Below are 17,452 nucleotides of genomic sequence, written 5' to 3'. Positions count from 1 at the left end.
GATGGGGAGATGGGGAGGTAAGGTTTTACTTGTATGTTTAACAACTAATACCCAAAGGGGAGCAAGAGCAACCCAGGTGAAAAACCAAGCGCCGATAGGGGCGACTGTCACCCCCATCAATGTTCCACTAATTAAAGCTACTAAATAAGGGAGTAAGGAATAAAACCTCTCCCTCAACTGTTTACTCAGAGTCTTCAGCATCTCCAGCATCTGGGGGAACGACTGCTACTCCGGTGATGGCATCATCTTCGTCTAAACGCTGTACTCTCACTCCGGTAGCTGTCCGTGATTGTACGGAAATAGCATTGACGGCTTGACGAATGATAATACCGCGATTTGTCGCCATCATAATTTCTTCGTCACAGTTGACAATTCGCAGGGTTGCCAGTTGGTCTTTGGTTTTGCGGTTTTTGAATTTGGTGGCGGTTAAACCTTGTCCGGCGCGGTTTTGTAAGCGGAATTGTCCCACTGGTACGCGCTTTCCATAGCCACCCATTGTAATTACTAACACCCAAGGACCAGTGCTGTTGTTGTTTGGTGTTTCTGTGGTTTCTAAGGTTTCTGTGGTTTCTTCTGTGATTTCGGTAGTTTCTTCAATGTCGATGCTTTCTTCTTCTATTTCCGCTTCTGTTTCTGTATTTAAAGTGTCGAGAATGGCAGCAGGAAGAATATCCATTCCGACCAGTTCATCTCCGGGCTTGAGTTTCATGGATTTTACCCCACGAGTTGCCCTACCGAGGGGACGCAGTTGATCATGAGTACAACGGAAGTGAATGGCCATCCCGTGACGTGAACCAATGATAATACTATCTTCTACTTTGGCGCGTCTGACCCAGCGCAGTTGGTCGCCTTCTTCTAAGGATATGGCGATTAAACCGTTAGCGCGAATGTTGCTAAATGCTTCCAATGCGGTTTTTTTGATGTTACCGCCTTTGGTGAGCATGACTAGATATTCTTCGCTGCTAAATTCGTCTACGGGGACGATAGAGGTGATTTTTTCTTCTTTGGGAATGGGTAACATCTGCACAATGGGTGTACCGCGACTAGTGCGTGAACCCACGGGTATTTGATAGGCTTTGAGGCTGTAGACTACGCCGCGATCGCTAAAGAATAATACGCTGTCATGGTCGCAGCAAGTTAAGAAATGCTCAATGGTATCATCATCTTTTACCTTAGCACCGGCTTTACCTCTGGTAGCACGGCTTTGGGCTTCAAAGGTGTTAACGGGCATCCGTTTGATGTAACCTTGTTGTGTCAGCAGAATCAGGACTTTTTCGTTAGCTATTAAGTCAATATCATCTATATCCCCTTCTGCGTGGGTAATAATTGTCCGTCGGGGCGTGGCAAATTGGGTTTTGATTTGGGTAACTTCGGTTTCGATAATTTCTAGTACCCTTTCCCTTCTGTCCAAAATATCCCGCAAGTCTGCTATTTGCACCTGTAATTCTTCATGTTCCAGGCGAATTTTATCTGCTTCTAAGGCTGTTAACCGGCGCAGTTGCATTTGCAAAATGGCATCAGCTTGGACTTCAGAAAGTCCATAATTAGTGATTAACTCACCTTTGGCTGAGGGTGCGTCTGGGGCGCTACGAATGAGGTTAATTATTGCATCTAAATGTGATAAGGCAATTAATAACCCTTGTAATAGATGATCTCGTTCTTCGGCTTTTTTGAGTTGGTAACGGGTACGTCTGTTAATGGTTTCAATGCGGAAATCCAAAAAGACGTTGAGGAAGTTTTTCAGGGTGAGTATTTGGGGTTCCCCGTTGACCAAGGCCAACATATTCGCGCCAAAGTTGGACTGGAGTGGTGTTTGTTTATAAAGGTTATTTAAAACCACACGGGGATAGGCATCGCGTTTTAATTCGATGACGATTCGCATTCCGTCACGATCGCTTTCATCTCGAATATCTGCGATGCCCTCAATTTTCTTATCATTTACCAACTCGGCGATTTTTTCAATTAATGCGGCTTTGTTGGTTTGGTAGGGCAATTCTGTAATAATAATTGCTTCCCGTTCTGGACGATTGCGTTGTTCAATGGTTTCAATTGTCGCCACACCCCGCATGGTAATTGAACCGCGTCCGGTGGTATAAGCTTCTTTAATTGCTGATGTTCCCAGAATTTGCGCTCCGGTAGGAAAGTCTGGCCCATGAACATACTGCATTAACTGCATATTCGTGATTTCTGAGTTGTGAATTAATGCCACTAACCCATCAATCAATTCTCCCAAATTATGCGGAGGAATATTGGTAGCCATTCCCACGGCAATACCAGAGGAACCATTCAGTAATAATTGGGGGATGCGGGAAGGTAAAACTGTGGGTTCTTGTTGTGAACCGTCGAAGTTATCAATAAAGTCTACAGTTTCCGCCTCGATGTCTTGCAGTAGGGAGGCACTAGTTAAAGCTTGCAAACGACATTCTGTGTACCGCATTGCGGCTGGGGGATCGTTGTCGATAGAACCGAAGTTACCATGACCGTTGATCAAGGGCGATCGCATGGAAAAATCCTGCGCCATCCGCACTAAGGCATCATAAACCGCTGTATCACCGTGGGGGTGATATTTACCTAACACTTCCCCCACCACACGGGCGCTTTTCCGAAAAGGGCGATCAGGCAGCAGCCCCAACTCATGCATAGCGTAAAGGATGCGACGATGCACAGGTTTGAGACCATCCCTGGCATCTGGCAGCGCCCGACCTACAATTACGCTCATGGCGTATTCCAGATAAGACCGCGACATTTCGTTTCGCAGATCCGTCGGGATAATCCTCTCCTGTGAGGTTGTCATAAACAACAAAACTCCAAAAAATGTAGATTTTAGCCTTTATGCTTGACAAAATGCAAAATTATGTCAAATTAATCTTGAATAATTGTCATATTTTGATATAATTTTAACATAAAGTTGACATAGTCTGTGGACAGAGTGGCTAACCCCAAGAATAATATCTTCTAAACTCAAACATAAAATTTGGTATTAACTGTTATAATCAACATTATATGTTTATTATTGGTGTCAATGTACAAGTCACCAATTAATTCATAAATATAACAGTCTTCTGTATAAAAACCAGTTTTTTATATAGAGAAAGTAAACAAATTGTGTACTTTATTTAGAGAGCTTCAAATATTAGATTATCCGATTTATTAGGAAATAGTGAAATGTCGTCTTTATCATCCTCTATTTCTGCAATTATATTGCTCAGTTATAATAACTCAATTTCTGTACTTTCCAGATTTAATGCTAAAATACCATGTTGAGAATTAGTTTCTGCCTCACTCCATAGTCCAGATTTCAACAATGGACAATTAACAATTGAAAATTGACAATTACCTCTCTCTAGAAGTGAGAGGATTGGGGAATAGGAACATAGGAACTGTTTGATTTTTTTTCCTTCAGGACTTACGCAAAATATCTCTCAAACCCGCTTCTCTACCCTTCGGTAACACCTGAGCGCACGCTACGCGAACGGTGAACTTAATTCATTATTCCGTGACTTGTGCGTAAGTCCTATCCTTGAAAGGAGAGGTTTTAAACCTGGAATGAAACAATTGTCAATTGTCAATTATCAATTATCAATTATCAATTATCAATTATCAATTATCAATTAATAAAGAAAGCTTATCCCATACTAACATTAAACAAATAGCGGCGATTTACTATAGATTCTCCTGCCGCAAACTTAGTGCGAAAAAGGGCTAAATAACCTGATTTTACTAACCATACTTTTTCTATAAAATCTAGTAAAAATCTTTGATCTACTTGAACCTGATATGTTCTGATCATATAGCAGATAACAGTGAACAGGTAACAGAATTGAAAGTCTTTTAGTGTATAGGTTTTTAGGTAAATTTTGGATTTTATGCAAGTGCATACCGCTATAAATATTCAACCAGATTCAAAATGATCTTATTCTACAATCTCTGGAATATAAAAATCTAACTTTGCGTTCTTGCTTTGCGTCTAAGAAAGCGGGATCTCCTGACGGAAATTGCGTCTGTGCGTGAAACAAAACTAAAACGGGTTATGCCTGTTTATAACTTGGGTAATTTTCCAATTATTTTTCATACTCACTAGGTGTTCTATGTGATAATCTTTCAAGGTATCTGTGAGGATTTAGCCTGTCCATCAGGCATTGTATCCTAAATCAGCGAAAAACATAATGTATCAATTCCAGGTTAGTGCATACACACAAACTGGTGAATCCATTGGTATCGTCGGTTCTACTCCCGAATTGGGATTGTGGGACATTAACAAATGTATTCACCTCCGTACAAGTGCCGACTGCTATCCTTTATGGTGGACAGATAAAGAAATTGACATTCAGCCATCTTTGGAGTCTGATGATTACCAAAGAGTAGAATACAAATATGTACGCATTGATGCCAAAGGCCGTGGACAATGGGAAGCTATAGGTGCAAACCGTTGGCTACCAATTAAACCTGAAGAACAGTCCCGTACTATTACTGTGGATGATGGTGCTTATGGTTATTTACAGCCCTATCCCTTTGGATACTTTCAGGATATTTCTGACATTAAACCCGTTGAAAAAGAGTCCGGCGGTCTGAAAATTGTGGTTATTGGCAGTTCTGTTGCATTAGGACAGAAGGCTTGGTTATTGAGAGGTTGGGCTTGGCAGTTGGCACAGGATTTGCAGCAAAAATATGGGCATCAAGTCATAAATTTATCAGAGTCGGGAGCAAATGTTAGCAGAACGATCGCCCGATTTGCCTCAGTTGTCACCCCGGAAAAACCAGATATAGTGATTATTGCCTTATCTTTGGGTAACGAAGGGTTAGCTTACTGTCCTCCTCATGAACGCAGGGCAGTACAAAGGCGGTTTGAAAGTGGCTTGCAGCAGTTGGTAAAAATGACCCGGACACTGGGCGCACGTCCAATTTTAGGGGGAGTCTATCCCAATGGCGATTTTTCCCCTGAACATCATTGGCTGTTGAAGGATACACATAACCGAATGTTGAATTGGGGTGTGCCAATTTTAGATTGGTTAGCACCATTAGATAATGGTCAGGGACGCTGGCAAGAGGGAATATCTTTTGACCCATCTCACCCTAACACCATCGGTCATAACCTGATGTATGAGGCCATAGACCTGCGCCTCTTCCACATCGAAAAAGACGAATTAGCAAAAGAAAAACAACGCTTTTGGCAACCGAACGAAGTCCCCATTTACCTTGATGATGCAGGTTTCTATGTCTGTGCTTGTATCGAAGAGAAGAGTTTGCGGATTAAAAATCCATCAAAATATAGTTATACCATCGCTCCCTATTGGCAAGAACTACAAACTGTACTGCAAAACAAGGCAGGATTAATTCCAGGTATCTACATTGCTAAAAATGCTCAGAAAGGAATACTCCCATTTTTTGCTGTACAAGAGGATGGCGTGATCGCTACAACTGTGGATATCCCCCCTGGTGCTGAAGTAGAATACAGTGCCGCCTTCAATCTCTTTGCACCGAATAACTCACAAGTTTTGTTTTATGATGGGCATCTGGGGATTTTGCAAAAAGACGAACATCACCTCTGGATCATCAACGAATCAGATAACGAGTACAACATCCAGCCGATGTGGCCGGAGGTACGTAAGGCATTAAAAGCCATGCCATCGGGTGTATATGAAGATCCACTTCATGCCGATGCACCTTTTCGTACCATGATGATTGGCAAAGAAGGGTTAGAAAGCCGGGTGAAAGCACCACCTAAATCAGCAGTATTTTTGCAATACAAGTGCAAATTATCGGATATTAGCCGTGTGGCTATTCTGCCTTTAGGCGATCGCTGTGCTGTCCGCATGATGTTGTACAAAATGGAATACGATGGTCCAGCCTTTCCCTTTGATTTGACCCGCACCACCAAGATTGCAGATATTGCGGACATCATCGAAAACCGTTTTTATGATATGTGGAATCCTCATTTGCTGCATTACAATTCCGACGAACGCAGAATTTATCATAGCAAATGGGGCGGTCTATCCTTTGCCCATGAAGTTGAGGACACGGAAGACCCTGTTAACGATATGTCTCCCGTCCATGAACGGATGCGAGTTCGTTATACGGCACGTTCGGAAAGGTTTTGGTATGTACTCGATCATTGTGATCAAGTGTTATTTATTCGTACAGGAATTGCTGACCGAGGTGGAGTAATTGATCTGTTGAATAAGTTGGAAAAAAAATGTCAAGGTAAGCCTTTTCAACTGTTGATTCTTTCTCCCCAATCCTCTGATGAGTTCTCAAATCTGCCTAATGTATTGCATTACAATTTTGAGTTTAATCCTGATCGGATGTATGACGATTTGGGACATTGGATGTACTGCACAGATGTAATGAAAGGGATTTTAGAATCTCTGGGAGTGTCCAGTAAAAATCTGTTTTGGTGTCCACCAAATCCGCCGAAGGGGTGAGAAAGAAACTAGGTAGGGGGTGCGATTTCACCTCCCCCAAGTGTTAAATAGCAGTATCAGAGATTTTTCCATTTCAGAGAGGTATATATGGTTGAGATATTAAAAATTTTAGCGCCAGCACTATTAGGTATTATAGGAGGTGTACTGAGTGGTTGGTTTACCCAGCGTTCAGGTTATGCCATAAAGCAAAAAGAAAAAGAGAACGAGGAACGAGATAAGCTTAAGCTTCAATATTTAGATCCTCTGCGAGTTGCGACACAAGACTTACGTGATCGTCTTATAGAGATTAGAGAGCGTCAAAATCAAAAAGATCCAATTTTGCAAACTGGTCTTCAACAGCTTATTTCAAATAAAACTGGTAATGCTGCCAACGATCTCCCATACAAATATATATGGCAAAATAAAGGTGATTATGCAGAATGGGCAAATGGCATAGGATGTTTTTCATTATCTACGCTAAGAACAACAGCTTTATATTTCTATCAGGCAAGTAAGATTCTTCAGGAATTACCTTATGTTAAATTAAGTTCTGGGGATGATGTAGAACTACGAAAACATTTGATCAATGTTAGAAGCGCATTAGGTGGGTCTTATGGAATTTGGAACGAGTTGCAGGATTCTATAGGTGAGTATCTTTTAAAGGAGAACGGTAAACTTAGAAATTACAGGGAATTTTGTTATGAAATAATTGATGACGTGAACTATTTTTGGTTCTATCGGCCTATTCGTTTCTTTGCGGATTTTCATCTAAAATCATCTAATGAGGTGGATGAAATGATTCAATCTCTCGATACATTAGATAGGTTTCTGAGTAATCAAACTCCACACGAAAACCAGTCCAAACCAAATATTAGATTTCGTTCACTAACTAATCATCGTGTCCACCGAACTGCTTCATAGTTTCACTGCCTTGTTGAAATGGGTGTGAAGTCCAACAGATAAAGAATTTTGATCTTAAGTGGACACCAATAATTATCCCACTCTATTTTTTTCATCTGGTTGTATACTTAGCCTCTAATTGTATCGCAGATGGGGTATAATTATTGCAATAGGATTAAGTGATGGGATAACCGCAATGCGATCGCGTAGCAGTGATGCAAGCAGATCGCTCTTCTTGTAGATTGGATTGACAAAAGGAAACCCCACAAACAAAGTTTTCTGCAATTAAAATAGAAATATCATTTAACAGTGAGGTATTTATGAGTAAAGAAGAAGAACTACTGGAAAACTGGCGAGAACTCGCACCCGAAAAGCAACAAAAAGTTTTGGAATTTGTGGAACTCCTAAAATCAGAACCAGAAACAACCACCCCCGCCTCTGATTTTGTACCACAAACTCCCTTGGCACAGAAATTATGGGAAATTCGACAACGAGCCATAAGGACTGGTTTGCGACTGCTGAACGAGGACGAAATTGAACAGGAACTGGCTGCACGTCGAGGTGGATTTTGTGAGTCGTAGGAAGACATTTTCTCAAGTCTTCATTCTTCTAATTGCCACAGAAGAAGGATATTTTTTCTTATCAATAAGTAATTGACGTTCTAATAAACGAAGTTGATCATTAAATCCTAAAATCCTAGCAGTTACTTGTCCTATATCTGTCAGCGGTTCAATTGTAGAATCATTCAGTTGAAAATGTTCTCCCCAATTATCCCAACGAGGATGATAAAAACGGAAAAATTCTTTTTTATCGAAAATGATTGAACCAATATCACTCCCTTTAAAACGATTACAATACACACAACAATAAGCGAGATTATCTATATTTGATGAGCCACCATGTTTAATACTAATAATATGATCAATGGCACATCCGAGAATGGTATCATTTTCAGAAATAAGACAATATTCACATAAATAATCGGCTCTTTTGGCAACTAAACGGCGAACTTCTTGATTCAAATAAGGACGCTCCATAATTAAATTTTAAGCCTCCTCTTTAATAAAATCATAAGCGCGAGCTTTTGCTAATCTTAATAAATGTTCCAAAATCAGATAATGATCTAATTCTGATTTTTCGTCTGAAGAAATACCCTCATTCTTCTCACGAAAAATTAGATCAGCCACTCTTTCTTTTACCGTTTCTGATGCTTGAAATTCAATTAAACTTTGAGATGTTATCCCAGCCGCAAGAAAGTTGATTATTTCTTCATAAGCTAGATTAATACTGATTGATGTTTTCATGATGATTTACCATCTCTCTTATTAAAGATATTTTTGACATCTTTAAACTCATGACTTATTGTAACACTTTTTGCGGGGATAGCGCAGCACTGCTACAAGCAAATTGCTGATATTATAGGATGGGTTAATTATCGGCTTATTATCCTGCGTGAAATAGTTCAACCACCTGCGGTTTAGTTACTTTCCCCATAGCATTGCGCGGTAATTCATCAACTATGATAATTCGAGTGGGAATCTTATAAACTGCCAATTGTTCCTTTGCCCAACTCCTAAAAGCTTCTAATGTCAATTGGCGTTGCGATCGCAATACTAAAGCTGCACAAACTCGCTCACCCCATTCTAAATCAGCAACCCCAACTACTGCACATTCCTGAATATCTGGATGGGTTCTTAACACTTCCTCAATTTCTAAAGCGGAAACTTTATACCCTCCCGTTTTGATGATATCAACGCTCATTCGTCCTAAAATACGATAGTTGTCATTCTCGACTATGGCCGTATCTCCAGTACAGAACCAGCCATTGCTAAATGCTTTTTCTGTTGCTTGGGGGTTTTGCCAATATTCTAAAAACACTCCAGGACTTTTAACTTGAATTTCTCCTGGTGTTCCTGGTGAAACTAATTCTCCACTTTCATCTACTAATCTAACTTCTACTTGTGGTAAAGGTTGACCCACATATCCTGCGTACCTTTGACCGTGTAAAGGGTTGGATAGCGCCATACCAATTTCTGTCATTCCATAGCGTTCTAGGAGAAAATGACCGCTAATACTTTGCCACTTTTCTAATACTTGCACTGGTAAAGCTGCTGAACCAGAAACCATCAAACGCATTTTCGCACAGCCTTGTGACATGGTTTTTTGGCGTTCCTGAGTAGCATTTTCCCAAGCAGCAATTAATTTTACATAAATTGTTGGTACTGCCATCAATAGGGTTAAGTTAACCTCACAAATTCGATGCCACACAGTTTCAGCATCAAATTTGCTCAATATGTGGCATTCCGCACCAGCCCATAAAGCACAAGTTAGGACGTTAATAATCCCATGAATATGATGTAAAGGCAGTATATGTAAAATGCGGTCATCCGATGTCCATTCCCAAGCAGTAATTAAACTAGTTACTTGCGCTTGAATATGATCATGGGTTGTCACCACACCCTTGGGTTTACCTGTTGTCCCACTCGTATAGAGAATTAATGCCCGTCTTTTAATATCTACATCTGGGAGACTACCAACATGATCTGGGAGCGTTTCTGAGGTGAGAATAAAGCGCAAATTTTGTGCTTGGGTAATTGGGCGTAATATATCCTCAAATTGGGGATGGGCAACAATAATTGATGCGCCTGAATTGGTAATCACATACTCTAATTCTGGTCGCGGGTGGGAAATACAAAGAGGTACCGCTATTCCCCCAGCACGCCAAATTCCCCACTGAGTGGCTACATACTCAAACCCAGGTGGAATAAGAAAAGCAACTCTCTGCTCTTGTAAATCTTCTGTATCCTTAAGCAGACCTGCGGCAATTAGACTAGAGATACGAAGCAAATCCTGATAGGTAAATGCTCCTTCATCTGTCACAATTGCTATTTTCTCGTTATGTTTTTCAGCACGAGTAATCAAAGGGATATTCACGTTATATTTACCATTTTTGACACTCTAACCTGCTGATGAGATGATATCCCGATTCTATAATTACTTCTAATTACGACAACATAAGTGATTCGTTTTAGTAATTATTCAGTCAGGCTAGAATGGCATCCAGTATCCTGACTTTTCGATCTCATGCTACCAGTAATTTATTCTGACGAATTTTTAGATCACAAAACGGGGCGCTATCATCCAGAAAAACCAGATCGTTTAACTGCGATTGTCAACGCTTTAAAGAATGCTGAATTTTCTGCACAAATAGAATGGGTAAATCCTACACCTGTAGAAACTCAATTAATGTCTTGGATTGAAACTGCCCATAATCAGGCGTATATTCAGAAACTTAAAGATATTGCTTCTAGTGGTGGCGGTTATTTGGATGGAGACACTCCTATTTCTCCCCGCAGTTATGATGTGGCTTTGTTAGCGGTGAGTGCTTGGTTAGATGGGGTAAATCAGGTTTTAACCAGGGAAAATCCCGCTTTTGTACTGGCACGTCCACCGGGACACCATGCGGTAAGTAATACGGGGATGGGGTTTTGCTTATTTTCTAATGCTGCTATTGCTGCCTTATACGCTTTACAACAACCAGGAATTAACCGCGTTGCTATCTTAGATTGGGATGTACATCATGGTAATGGTACTCAAGCCATTGTCGAGAGTTACTCCGAAATTGCATATTGTTCTCTACATCAATATCCAGCTTACCCCGGTACTGGGAAAGCTTCTGAAAAAGGTTTGCATAACAATGTTCTCAATTTACCTCTACCCCCTGGTAGTGATATCAGCGTCTATCAACCTTTGTGGGAATACAAAATATTACCGTTTTTAACTAACTTTCAGCCAGATTTACTGATTGTTAGTGCTGGCTATGATGCCTTAGCAGATGATCCTTTAGCAAGTGTCAATTTGCAACCTGAAGATTTTGGTTTATTCACAGAATATTGTTTAGGTATCACTCGAAAAATTCTCTTTGGTTTAGAAGGTGGTTATGATTTACCAACACTATCAAAATCAGTGGTTGCTACGATTAAAGGCTGTTTAATTCCAGGAATTTAGGAATATGGGGTTAGCAATGCTAAACCCCTGCTTGTGTTTAATTTAATATTTGGTGGATTTACGGATTCTATACTCAACTATATTTAAGATGTTGCCACTCAAATTAGTATGCTTATATTTAGTAAATATTTGCCCTCCTAGCTTTTCTGCAATTCTTCTACTGGCGGTGTTTTCCTGATCTACAGGATATCTAAGATATTCGTATTCTAAATGAGAATCAGCCCATTTTTTCAGGGCTTGAATTGCTTCTGTTGCATAACCTTGACCGAATGCTGATTTTTTTAACCAAATGCCAGTTTGGGGATATTGGCTATTAATTTTATATATGCCACTACAGCCTAAAAATTCTTGAGAATCTTGCTTGAGAATCACAACTATTAAATTTTCTCCTCTTTGCATTTCTAGTAAAGATTGATTAATAAAAAATTCAGTATCTCCTATTCTTCTAGGTGGGGCAGCATATAAATAAGTGGTAATTTCAGCAGTGAATTCCTGAAAAATTTCTTCTTTATATTGGAGTGATATTGGCTGTAATAACAGGCGTTCTGTAGATATTGCTAAATGTAAATATTCCATATTACCCCTAAAATTTTATGTCTTATTTAATACAAGCAAATATACTATTTACGTTACTATCCAAGGGCGTTATTTTTACTTATAGTATTTTTCTGTATTGTCTTGCACCAAATCTAGGTTAAATTCATCAAATCTTGAGGGAGAAAATTGTGTCATGGGGTTTTGAATTAGCTAAAGTTTTGTTAAGATACTATTGCTAGGAATTAATCAGCAAAATTGACTGAACAGGGTGTTGAGAAATAAATAGCACTAGTAGCCTCTTAAAGTTCAGAAGGTGAATAAATGACCACCTACATTTTTTTTGACGAAGCCCTCCGAATGCTGACCAATGCCTATTTGATTTCAGCAGTTCTCTTAATTGTCGGTTCTACTATAGGTTTGGCGGTGATTGAGACAATTGAAAAAACGGGAGAACACTAAATTTACACTCTTTGGGTGTTGTTCCAAAAGGATCAGATTTAATGGGCTTGTTCACCCTTCATCTGGGTAACAGCAAACTCTACAGGTCTCACAGCGTTGCAGGTTTACCTGGAAGTGATCGACTTTTTCCGCCCCGCAGGTAACTGTACCGCTACTGGGACGGGAATTGATAGCTATCAGTCATCAGTCGTTAGTCGTCATGATCAAATGCCACAGTACAAAAGTACGAAAACAGAATTTTAAATTTTTGATGAAGCAGACCGATGTCTTTTTTATGTATTTTCTCGGATAAATAATTTCAGATTAAGTTTTGTAAATATGTAGATTTGTAAAGAAGAAAAAATACCCAGATCCTCCAGTGATTAGAGAAGTTAGGGAGCTACTGTATTGTAGGATTTGATAATTAACTTTTATTGATGATCACTATGTCTGTTGCAGCCACTTTATCCCAATTGGTGGAAGTTCTGTCAGCTTGTCCTGTAAATTTATCTGCATCTGCCTTATCTCAGGTGAGTAACGGTATCCAAACAGATACTAGGATTTTACAACCGGGTGAAGTGTTTGTGGCTTTGCGCGGTGAGAAGTTTGATGGACACGAGTTTGTAGGGATGGCGATCGCTAAAGGTGCAATTGCCGCTATTGTGGATCATGCGTATGAAAACCCTGGATTACCTGTATTGCAAGTTGCCGACACATTGAAGGCATATCAGCAAATTGGCAGATGGTGGCGAGATTCCTTTTCCATTCCTGTTATTGGTGTGACTGGTTCGGTGGGTAAAACCACAACTAAGGAACTGATAGCTGCTGTTTTAGCCACCCAGGGAAGGGTTCACAAAACTTACGGAAATTTCAATAACGAAATTGGTGTTCCCAAAACGCTACTAGAACTAGGTGCAGAACATGATTTTGCTGTCATTGAAATGGCGATGCGGGGGAGGGGACAAATTGCGGAACTTACGCACATCGCCAGACCGACTATCGGTGTAATTACTAATGTGGGAACAGCACATATTGAGTTACTTGGTTGTGAACAAGCGATCGCTGAAGCTAAATGTGAATTGTTAGCAGAAATGCCCACAGATAGTGTGGCGATTCTTAATTATGATAGTCCTCTCTTAATGGAGACAGCAAAGAAATTTTGGCAGGGGAAAGTGATTAGTTATGGTTTTTCTGGTGGTGATATTCAAGGAAAATTAATTGATAATGAAACTGTAGAAGTAGCAGGAATAAGTTTACCTTTACCCTTACCTGGCCGTCATAATGCGACTAATTTTTTAGCAGCTTTAGCAGTAGCAAAGGTGTTAGAAATTGGTTGGCAATCTTTACAAGACGGGGTAATTGTGAATATGCCCGGTGGGCGATCGCAACGGGTTACTTTACCTGGTGATATTATAATTTTAGATGAAACTTATAATGCAGCCCCAGAAGCGATGTTAGCCGCTTTGCAGTTATTGGCAGATACTCCTGGAAAGCGGAAAATTGCTGTTTTAGGAGCAATGAAAGAGTTAGGAGAAAGATCACAACAACTGCATCAACAAGTTGGGGAAATGGTACAGAAGTTAAATTTAGATGGGTTGCTGGTTTTAGTTAATAGCACAGATGCAGAAATTATCGCTAATAGTGCTAAAGGTATTCCTTGTGAATGTTTTGCTACTCATGCTGAGTTGGTATCCAGATTAAAAACATTTATGCAAGAGGGCGATATTTTACTTTTTAAAGCTGCCCATTCTGTAGGTTTGGATAGAGTTGTGAGTCAGTTAAGGATAGAATTTACTACTGAAAGCTAAAATTTTTCTATTTCTTCTTTTACCAAAGCAGCTAATTTTTGTGCTGCACCACCTTCTCCTCTAGCACTGCGTAATTTCTCACGCATAGCTGCTAATTTTTCTGGATTTTCTAAAAAGTCTATTACCATATCTCCGACAACTTCTGGTTGCAATTTCCCGACTAATTCCGGTACAATTTCTGCTTGCGCCCAAATATTTGGCCAAGCTAATAAACCTTTGCGTCTAAGAAACCACCAATTAATTAACTTGGCAAAACTAGAACCTATTCCCGGTAAATTTGCTAATAAACCGGGTAAACCATCCCAAGAACGCATAGCATCAAGTTGTTGGGTTGGTAATAAGATAATCATTGGTACACCTAAAGCACCTAATTCGGCTGTATTTGCACCCACAGTAGTTAAGCAAATGGCACATTGGGATAATAAATGATATGCAGGGTTTTCTTGTTTTAATTCCACTTCTAAACCTGTGGAAGTGATTAAAATATTATCTATTAAAGATGCACCTTGAAAATTAAAAGCCTTGGTAAATTGGTTATGTTCAGGATTGGCAAAATTAGCTAAAGTAGATAGATCTAAAGTTGGTGCAACGGGGATTAAAAACTTGGTTTCTGGTTTTTGACTATGGATATATTCAGCAATTGCTAATTCTAATGGTACACCTTGGGTTAATTTTGCTGATTTTGAACCGGGTAACAGTCCAATTATATCTTTAGTTTGGGGATGATCACTTGGAGATTTGATGTTAACTGCTGCGGCTTCTAACATTAAGTCACCGACAACGGTAAATTTATGAGTATATTTAGGAGGGACATTTTTAGCAACTTCAGGTTTCATAATGGCAAATTTATCTATAAAATTATGCCACCTTGCTTCCCATTCTGCATACACTACGGTTTTATATCCTAATTTCTTGCCAATAATAACTGGAAAAATTTGATCTCCACCCAGAAATACTACTACACCTTGATTTCTCCAATCCCAATTTTGGGCGGTTTTACCCCAGATTAAAAATTGCCAAAAATGCTCAGATGCTTGGACTCGATCAACTTCTGGATAAGATTTAGCTATGGCTGCTTCTTTCCCACTAGCATGGGGACAAGGTGATAGAATGACGGAAATTCTCACTTGGGAACGATCATTTCCTAACTGTTTTCTTAATGCTTTGACAACAGGACGTACCCAGGTTGTTACTTCCCCTGGTCCATTGGAGAGAATGAGAATATCTACTGGTGTTATCATGTGAGAGCGATCGCCTATTATCTTTATGATACAATATCATTGTCAAGTTAGATTAAATTTAAAAGCATACGCTGTCGTCTTCTCAACATCTTAGCCGCGTCCTTGAACATATCCTTGAATAAGTTGGGTTACAGCTAATATAACTAGCATGAAATAAGTGAAAGCATTAGCTACCCAGAATGATTGCTTTGCTTTGCTTTTTTCAATTTCTTTAAGACGGAAAATCACTAGTAGTGATTCCATAAAGACAGAAATGAAAAACATCGGAATAAGTGTGACAATGATCTCCAAAGGCAAAAATGGAAAAGCACCAGGCTGTACAGGGATAGATGTTTGAAACAATATTTGTCCAGCAAATACCCCAAAAAACAAAATTAAAACTCCTCCAACTACCGTTGAAAAAATGTTAGTCACAGAAGAAATATATATTGCTTTGGTAATGCTAAGTTTAAGTATTTTTTTGTGTGTGTAAGCTTCGATTACAATAATTGGAATTAACAGGTAAATTTGATAAAAAATACTCTGAGTAAATAGTGGAATTCCTGCATTTGCTAGATAAAGAAACTTGTTTAAGTACCAAAGAGAGTTAATCATATAATCTCCGAGTATCAACTTCTAGAAATACAAATTTAGTTGTCACTTTGTATTAACGAGAATTTACGTTTATGCAATTACTAGCACAAATTAAAAAATCAGTATTTGAAACCTGAATGCCTTTACTGCGGCAGATATTGAAAAACTCGGCAGCAAGTTCGTAGTCTTCAGGCATGAGTTCTAAATTGAGATAAGGTCAGTGAAAAAAATAGGCTCTACCGTACTTGTTATGCTAATTTAACAACTGGTTCGAGGGAACTCTTAACAGGGAACTCTTAACAGAGATTAAGAAGGAATATTCAGACATTTTCTTCAATAACCAACATTATTTCCCTTATCTGGTAAGCCTTTTCGGATTTTATCAGAACAATTTAGCATATTAGGTACTGAAGAACCAAAAAATATTAGTAATTATATCATGAAAAGCATCTAACTCATTTCGCAAATAAAAAGAGCGATATCCTACTTTTTAGTATCGCCTATTTTTGATCATTGATTAAGGGGTGAACGCAGATAAACGCAGATAAACGCGGATTTTTGTCTGAATCAGGATATCCAGGATTTGAGGATGTATAGGATGTAATTTATCGGTTGTTTGTTGGTGCTGAATGTTGTAATTGTCTGAATCAGGATATCCAGGATTTGAGGATGTACAGGATGTAATTTATCGGTTGTTTGTTGGTAGTGAATGTTGTAATTGTTTGAATCAGGATTAACAAAAAAAAACCAACTTCCCACCAACAAATTCTTGATTATTGATTAATCTGTAAAGTTTCTATGTAAAGTTTTGAATATGGATTCAATAATACTGTATTACCAAATCATCCCCAAATTCAAAACAAAACCCTTTAAAACATCTTCCCCCAAAACCGTAGCAGGAGAATCTAAAACCTCAACCTCCTTATCTGGTCTATAAATCTCCACTTGACGAGATTTACGATTAATTAATAAACCTAATCGCACACCATTATCTATATATTCCTTCATCTTTTCCTGTGTAGTCTTCAAACTATCACTAGGAGAAATTAACTCAATTACAAAATCAGGACAAATAGGAGGAAACTTTTGTTTTTCCTCATCAGTTAAAGCATCCCATCTTTCTAACTTGATCCAAGCAGCATCAGGAGAACGATCTGCACCATTTGGTAATTTAAAACAAGTAGAAGAATCAAAAACTATACCCTGTTTATTTTGCTCATTCCAAATCCAAAGTTGAGCAGTTATACCCGCATTACGATTGCCTGTTTCTCCCCCCGTTGGTGGCATAATTATTAATTCTCCATTTGCTGTTCTTTCAAATCTCAATTCGCGGTTTTGTTGACATAGTTTGAAAAACTGCTCATCAGTCATTTCTATTACTGATTCTAAATTGACAGTTAAAGCATTCATGGTCATATCCTCATTGAATATTTAGGTAGAAAATTTAACTATCTCATATCCTATTTTATAGGATTAATCCGATTTTTTATATCTTTATATATGTGGAGTATTTAACAGAGAAAATAAAGACATACACAAAAACCCT

At 39.0% G+C, this 17,452-nt stretch carries 15 protein-coding genes; 6 read left to right on the top strand and 9 right to left on the bottom strand.

Features of this window, described 5'->3' with window-relative positions:
- Positions 1 to 181: 181 nt before the first annotated feature.
- Positions 182 to 2,794, bottom strand: a complete 2,613-nt coding sequence (gyrA, locus tag A0J48_RS15210; RefSeq protein WP_200324397.1) for a DNA topoisomerase (ATP-hydrolyzing) subunit A — start codon at positions 2,792 to 2,794, stop codon at positions 182 to 184.
- 831 nt (positions 2,795 to 3,625) lie between these two features.
- Complete coding sequence (locus tag A0J48_RS15205; protein WP_200324395.1) at positions 3,626 to 3,790, bottom strand: hypothetical protein; 165 nt, start codon at positions 3,788 to 3,790, stop codon at positions 3,626 to 3,628.
- Positions 3,791 to 4,166: 376 nt separating this feature from the next.
- On the opposite strand from A0J48_RS15205, the gene A0J48_RS15200 reads away from it, so the two are divergent.
- The 3 genes from A0J48_RS15200 to A0J48_RS15190 all read left to right on the top strand — a co-directional run bounded on the left by A0J48_RS15200 (position 4,167) and on the right by A0J48_RS15190 (position 7,882).
- On the top strand, positions 4,167 to 6,422 hold the full coding sequence (locus A0J48_RS15200) for a DUF1796 family putative cysteine peptidase (RefSeq protein ID WP_200324393.1): 2,256 nt from the start codon (positions 4,167 to 4,169) through the stop codon (positions 6,420 to 6,422).
- Positions 6,423 to 6,509: 87 nt separating this feature from the next.
- Positions 6,510 to 7,322 (top strand): hypothetical protein, encoded by an 813-nt coding sequence (locus tag A0J48_RS15195; protein WP_200324391.1) that lies wholly within the window; start codon positions 6,510 to 6,512, stop codon positions 7,320 to 7,322.
- 299 nt (positions 7,323 to 7,621) lie between these two features.
- Positions 7,622 to 7,882 (top strand): hypothetical protein, encoded by a 261-nt coding sequence (locus tag A0J48_RS15190; RefSeq protein ID WP_200324389.1) that lies wholly within the window; start codon positions 7,622 to 7,624, stop codon positions 7,880 to 7,882.
- A gap of 12 nt (positions 7,883 to 7,894) precedes the next feature.
- Here A0J48_RS15190 and A0J48_RS15185 read toward each other — a convergent pair whose 3' ends face one another.
- The 3 genes from A0J48_RS15185 to A0J48_RS15175 all read right to left on the bottom strand — a co-directional run bounded on the left by A0J48_RS15185 (position 7,895) and on the right by A0J48_RS15175 (position 10,235).
- Positions 7,895 to 8,338, bottom strand: a complete 444-nt coding sequence (locus tag A0J48_RS15185; RefSeq protein WP_200324387.1) for an HNH endonuclease — start codon at positions 8,336 to 8,338, stop codon at positions 7,895 to 7,897.
- Between the two features lie 9 nt (positions 8,339 to 8,347).
- Positions 8,348 to 8,605 carry a hypothetical protein gene (locus A0J48_RS15180; protein WP_200324385.1) on the bottom strand — a complete coding sequence of 86 codons (258 nt, stop codon included), beginning with the start codon at positions 8,603 to 8,605 and terminating at the stop codon, positions 8,348 to 8,350.
- 139 nt (positions 8,606 to 8,744) lie between these two features.
- Positions 8,745 to 10,235, bottom strand: a complete 1,491-nt coding sequence (locus A0J48_RS15175; protein WP_200324383.1) for an acyl-CoA synthetase — start codon at positions 10,233 to 10,235, stop codon at positions 8,745 to 8,747.
- Between the two features lie 150 nt (positions 10,236 to 10,385).
- Here A0J48_RS15175 and A0J48_RS15170 point away from each other — a divergent pair, with 150 nt between their 5' ends.
- A complete protein-coding gene (locus tag A0J48_RS15170; RefSeq protein WP_200324381.1) occupies positions 10,386 to 11,309 on the top strand; it encodes a histone deacetylase family protein in 924 nt (307 codons plus the stop codon).
- 42 nt (positions 11,310 to 11,351) lie between these two features.
- On the opposite strand, the gene A0J48_RS15165 is transcribed toward A0J48_RS15170, so the two are convergent.
- Complete coding sequence (locus tag A0J48_RS15165; protein ID WP_200324379.1) at positions 11,352 to 11,885, bottom strand: GNAT family N-acetyltransferase; 534 nt, start codon at positions 11,883 to 11,885, stop codon at positions 11,352 to 11,354.
- 282 nt (positions 11,886 to 12,167) lie between these two features.
- Between A0J48_RS15165 and A0J48_RS15160 the strand changes: the two genes are divergently transcribed.
- A complete protein-coding gene (locus A0J48_RS15160; RefSeq protein WP_200324377.1) occupies positions 12,168 to 12,305 on the top strand; it encodes a hypothetical protein in 138 nt (45 codons plus the stop codon).
- 425 nt (positions 12,306 to 12,730) lie between these two features.
- Entirely contained in the window at positions 12,731 to 14,092 is a 1,362-nt protein-coding gene (locus tag A0J48_RS15155; protein WP_200324375.1) for a UDP-N-acetylmuramoyl-tripeptide--D-alanyl-D-alanine ligase, read from the top strand.
- Here the strand turns inward: A0J48_RS15155 and A0J48_RS15150 are convergent.
- From A0J48_RS15150 to A0J48_RS15140, 3 genes are all read right to left on the bottom strand, one after another.
- The gene (locus A0J48_RS15150) at positions 14,089 to 15,330 is read right to left on the bottom strand and encodes a glycosyltransferase family protein (protein WP_200324401.1); all 1,242 of its coding nucleotides are present in this window, start codon (positions 15,328 to 15,330) and stop codon (positions 14,089 to 14,091) included. The two genes, A0J48_RS15155 and A0J48_RS15150, sit on opposite strands and share 4 nt — an antisense overlap.
- 93 nt (positions 15,331 to 15,423) lie before the next feature.
- Positions 15,424 to 15,927 (bottom strand): hypothetical protein, encoded by a 504-nt coding sequence (locus tag A0J48_RS15145; protein ID WP_200324373.1) that lies wholly within the window; start codon positions 15,925 to 15,927, stop codon positions 15,424 to 15,426.
- Between the two features lie 813 nt (positions 15,928 to 16,740).
- Complete coding sequence (locus tag A0J48_RS15140; RefSeq protein WP_200324371.1) at positions 16,741 to 17,316, bottom strand: Uma2 family endonuclease; 576 nt, start codon at positions 17,314 to 17,316, stop codon at positions 16,741 to 16,743.
- Positions 17,317 to 17,452: the final 136 nt, after the last annotated feature.

Source organism: Sphaerospermopsis aphanizomenoides BCCUSP55, assembly GCF_001586785.1.
GTDB classification, from domain to species: domain Bacteria; phylum Cyanobacteriota; class Cyanobacteriia; order Cyanobacteriales; family Nostocaceae; genus Sphaerospermopsis_A; species Sphaerospermopsis_A aphanizomenoides_A.
This window is presented reverse-complemented; position numbering and strand designations above follow the sequence as displayed.

Coding starts and splice junctions, on each gene's coding strand:
- gyrA (WP_200324397.1), bottom strand. CDS start 2,794: ATGACAACCTCACAGGAGAGGATTATCCCGACGGATCTGCGAAACGAA.
- A0J48_RS15205 (WP_200324395.1), bottom strand. CDS start 3,790: ATGATCAGAACATATCAGGTTCAAGTAGATCAAAGATTTTTACTAGAT.
- A0J48_RS15200 (WP_200324393.1), top strand. CDS start 4,167: ATGTATCAATTCCAGGTTAGTGCATACACACAAACTGGTGAATCCATT.
- A0J48_RS15195 (WP_200324391.1), top strand. CDS start 6,510: ATGGTTGAGATATTAAAAATTTTAGCGCCAGCACTATTAGGTATTATA.
- A0J48_RS15190 (WP_200324389.1), top strand. CDS start 7,622: ATGAGTAAAGAAGAAGAACTACTGGAAAACTGGCGAGAACTCGCACCC.
- A0J48_RS15185 (WP_200324387.1), bottom strand. CDS start 8,338: ATGGAGCGTCCTTATTTGAATCAAGAAGTTCGCCGTTTAGTTGCCAAA.
- A0J48_RS15180 (WP_200324385.1), bottom strand. CDS start 8,605: ATGAAAACATCAATCAGTATTAATCTAGCTTATGAAGAAATAATCAAC.
- A0J48_RS15170 (WP_200324381.1), top strand. CDS start 10,386: ATGCTACCAGTAATTTATTCTGACGAATTTTTAGATCACAAAACGGGG.
- A0J48_RS15165 (WP_200324379.1), bottom strand. CDS start 11,885: ATGGAATATTTACATTTAGCAATATCTACAGAACGCCTGTTATTACAG.
- A0J48_RS15160 (WP_200324377.1), top strand. CDS start 12,168: ATGACCACCTACATTTTTTTTGACGAAGCCCTCCGAATGCTGACCAAT.
- A0J48_RS15155 (WP_200324375.1), top strand. CDS start 12,731: ATGTCTGTTGCAGCCACTTTATCCCAATTGGTGGAAGTTCTGTCAGCT.
- A0J48_RS15145 (WP_200324373.1), bottom strand. CDS start 15,927: ATGATTAACTCTCTTTGGTACTTAAACAAGTTTCTTTATCTAGCAAAT.
- A0J48_RS15140 (WP_200324371.1), bottom strand. CDS start 17,316: ATGAATGCTTTAACTGTCAATTTAGAATCAGTAATAGAAATGACTGAT.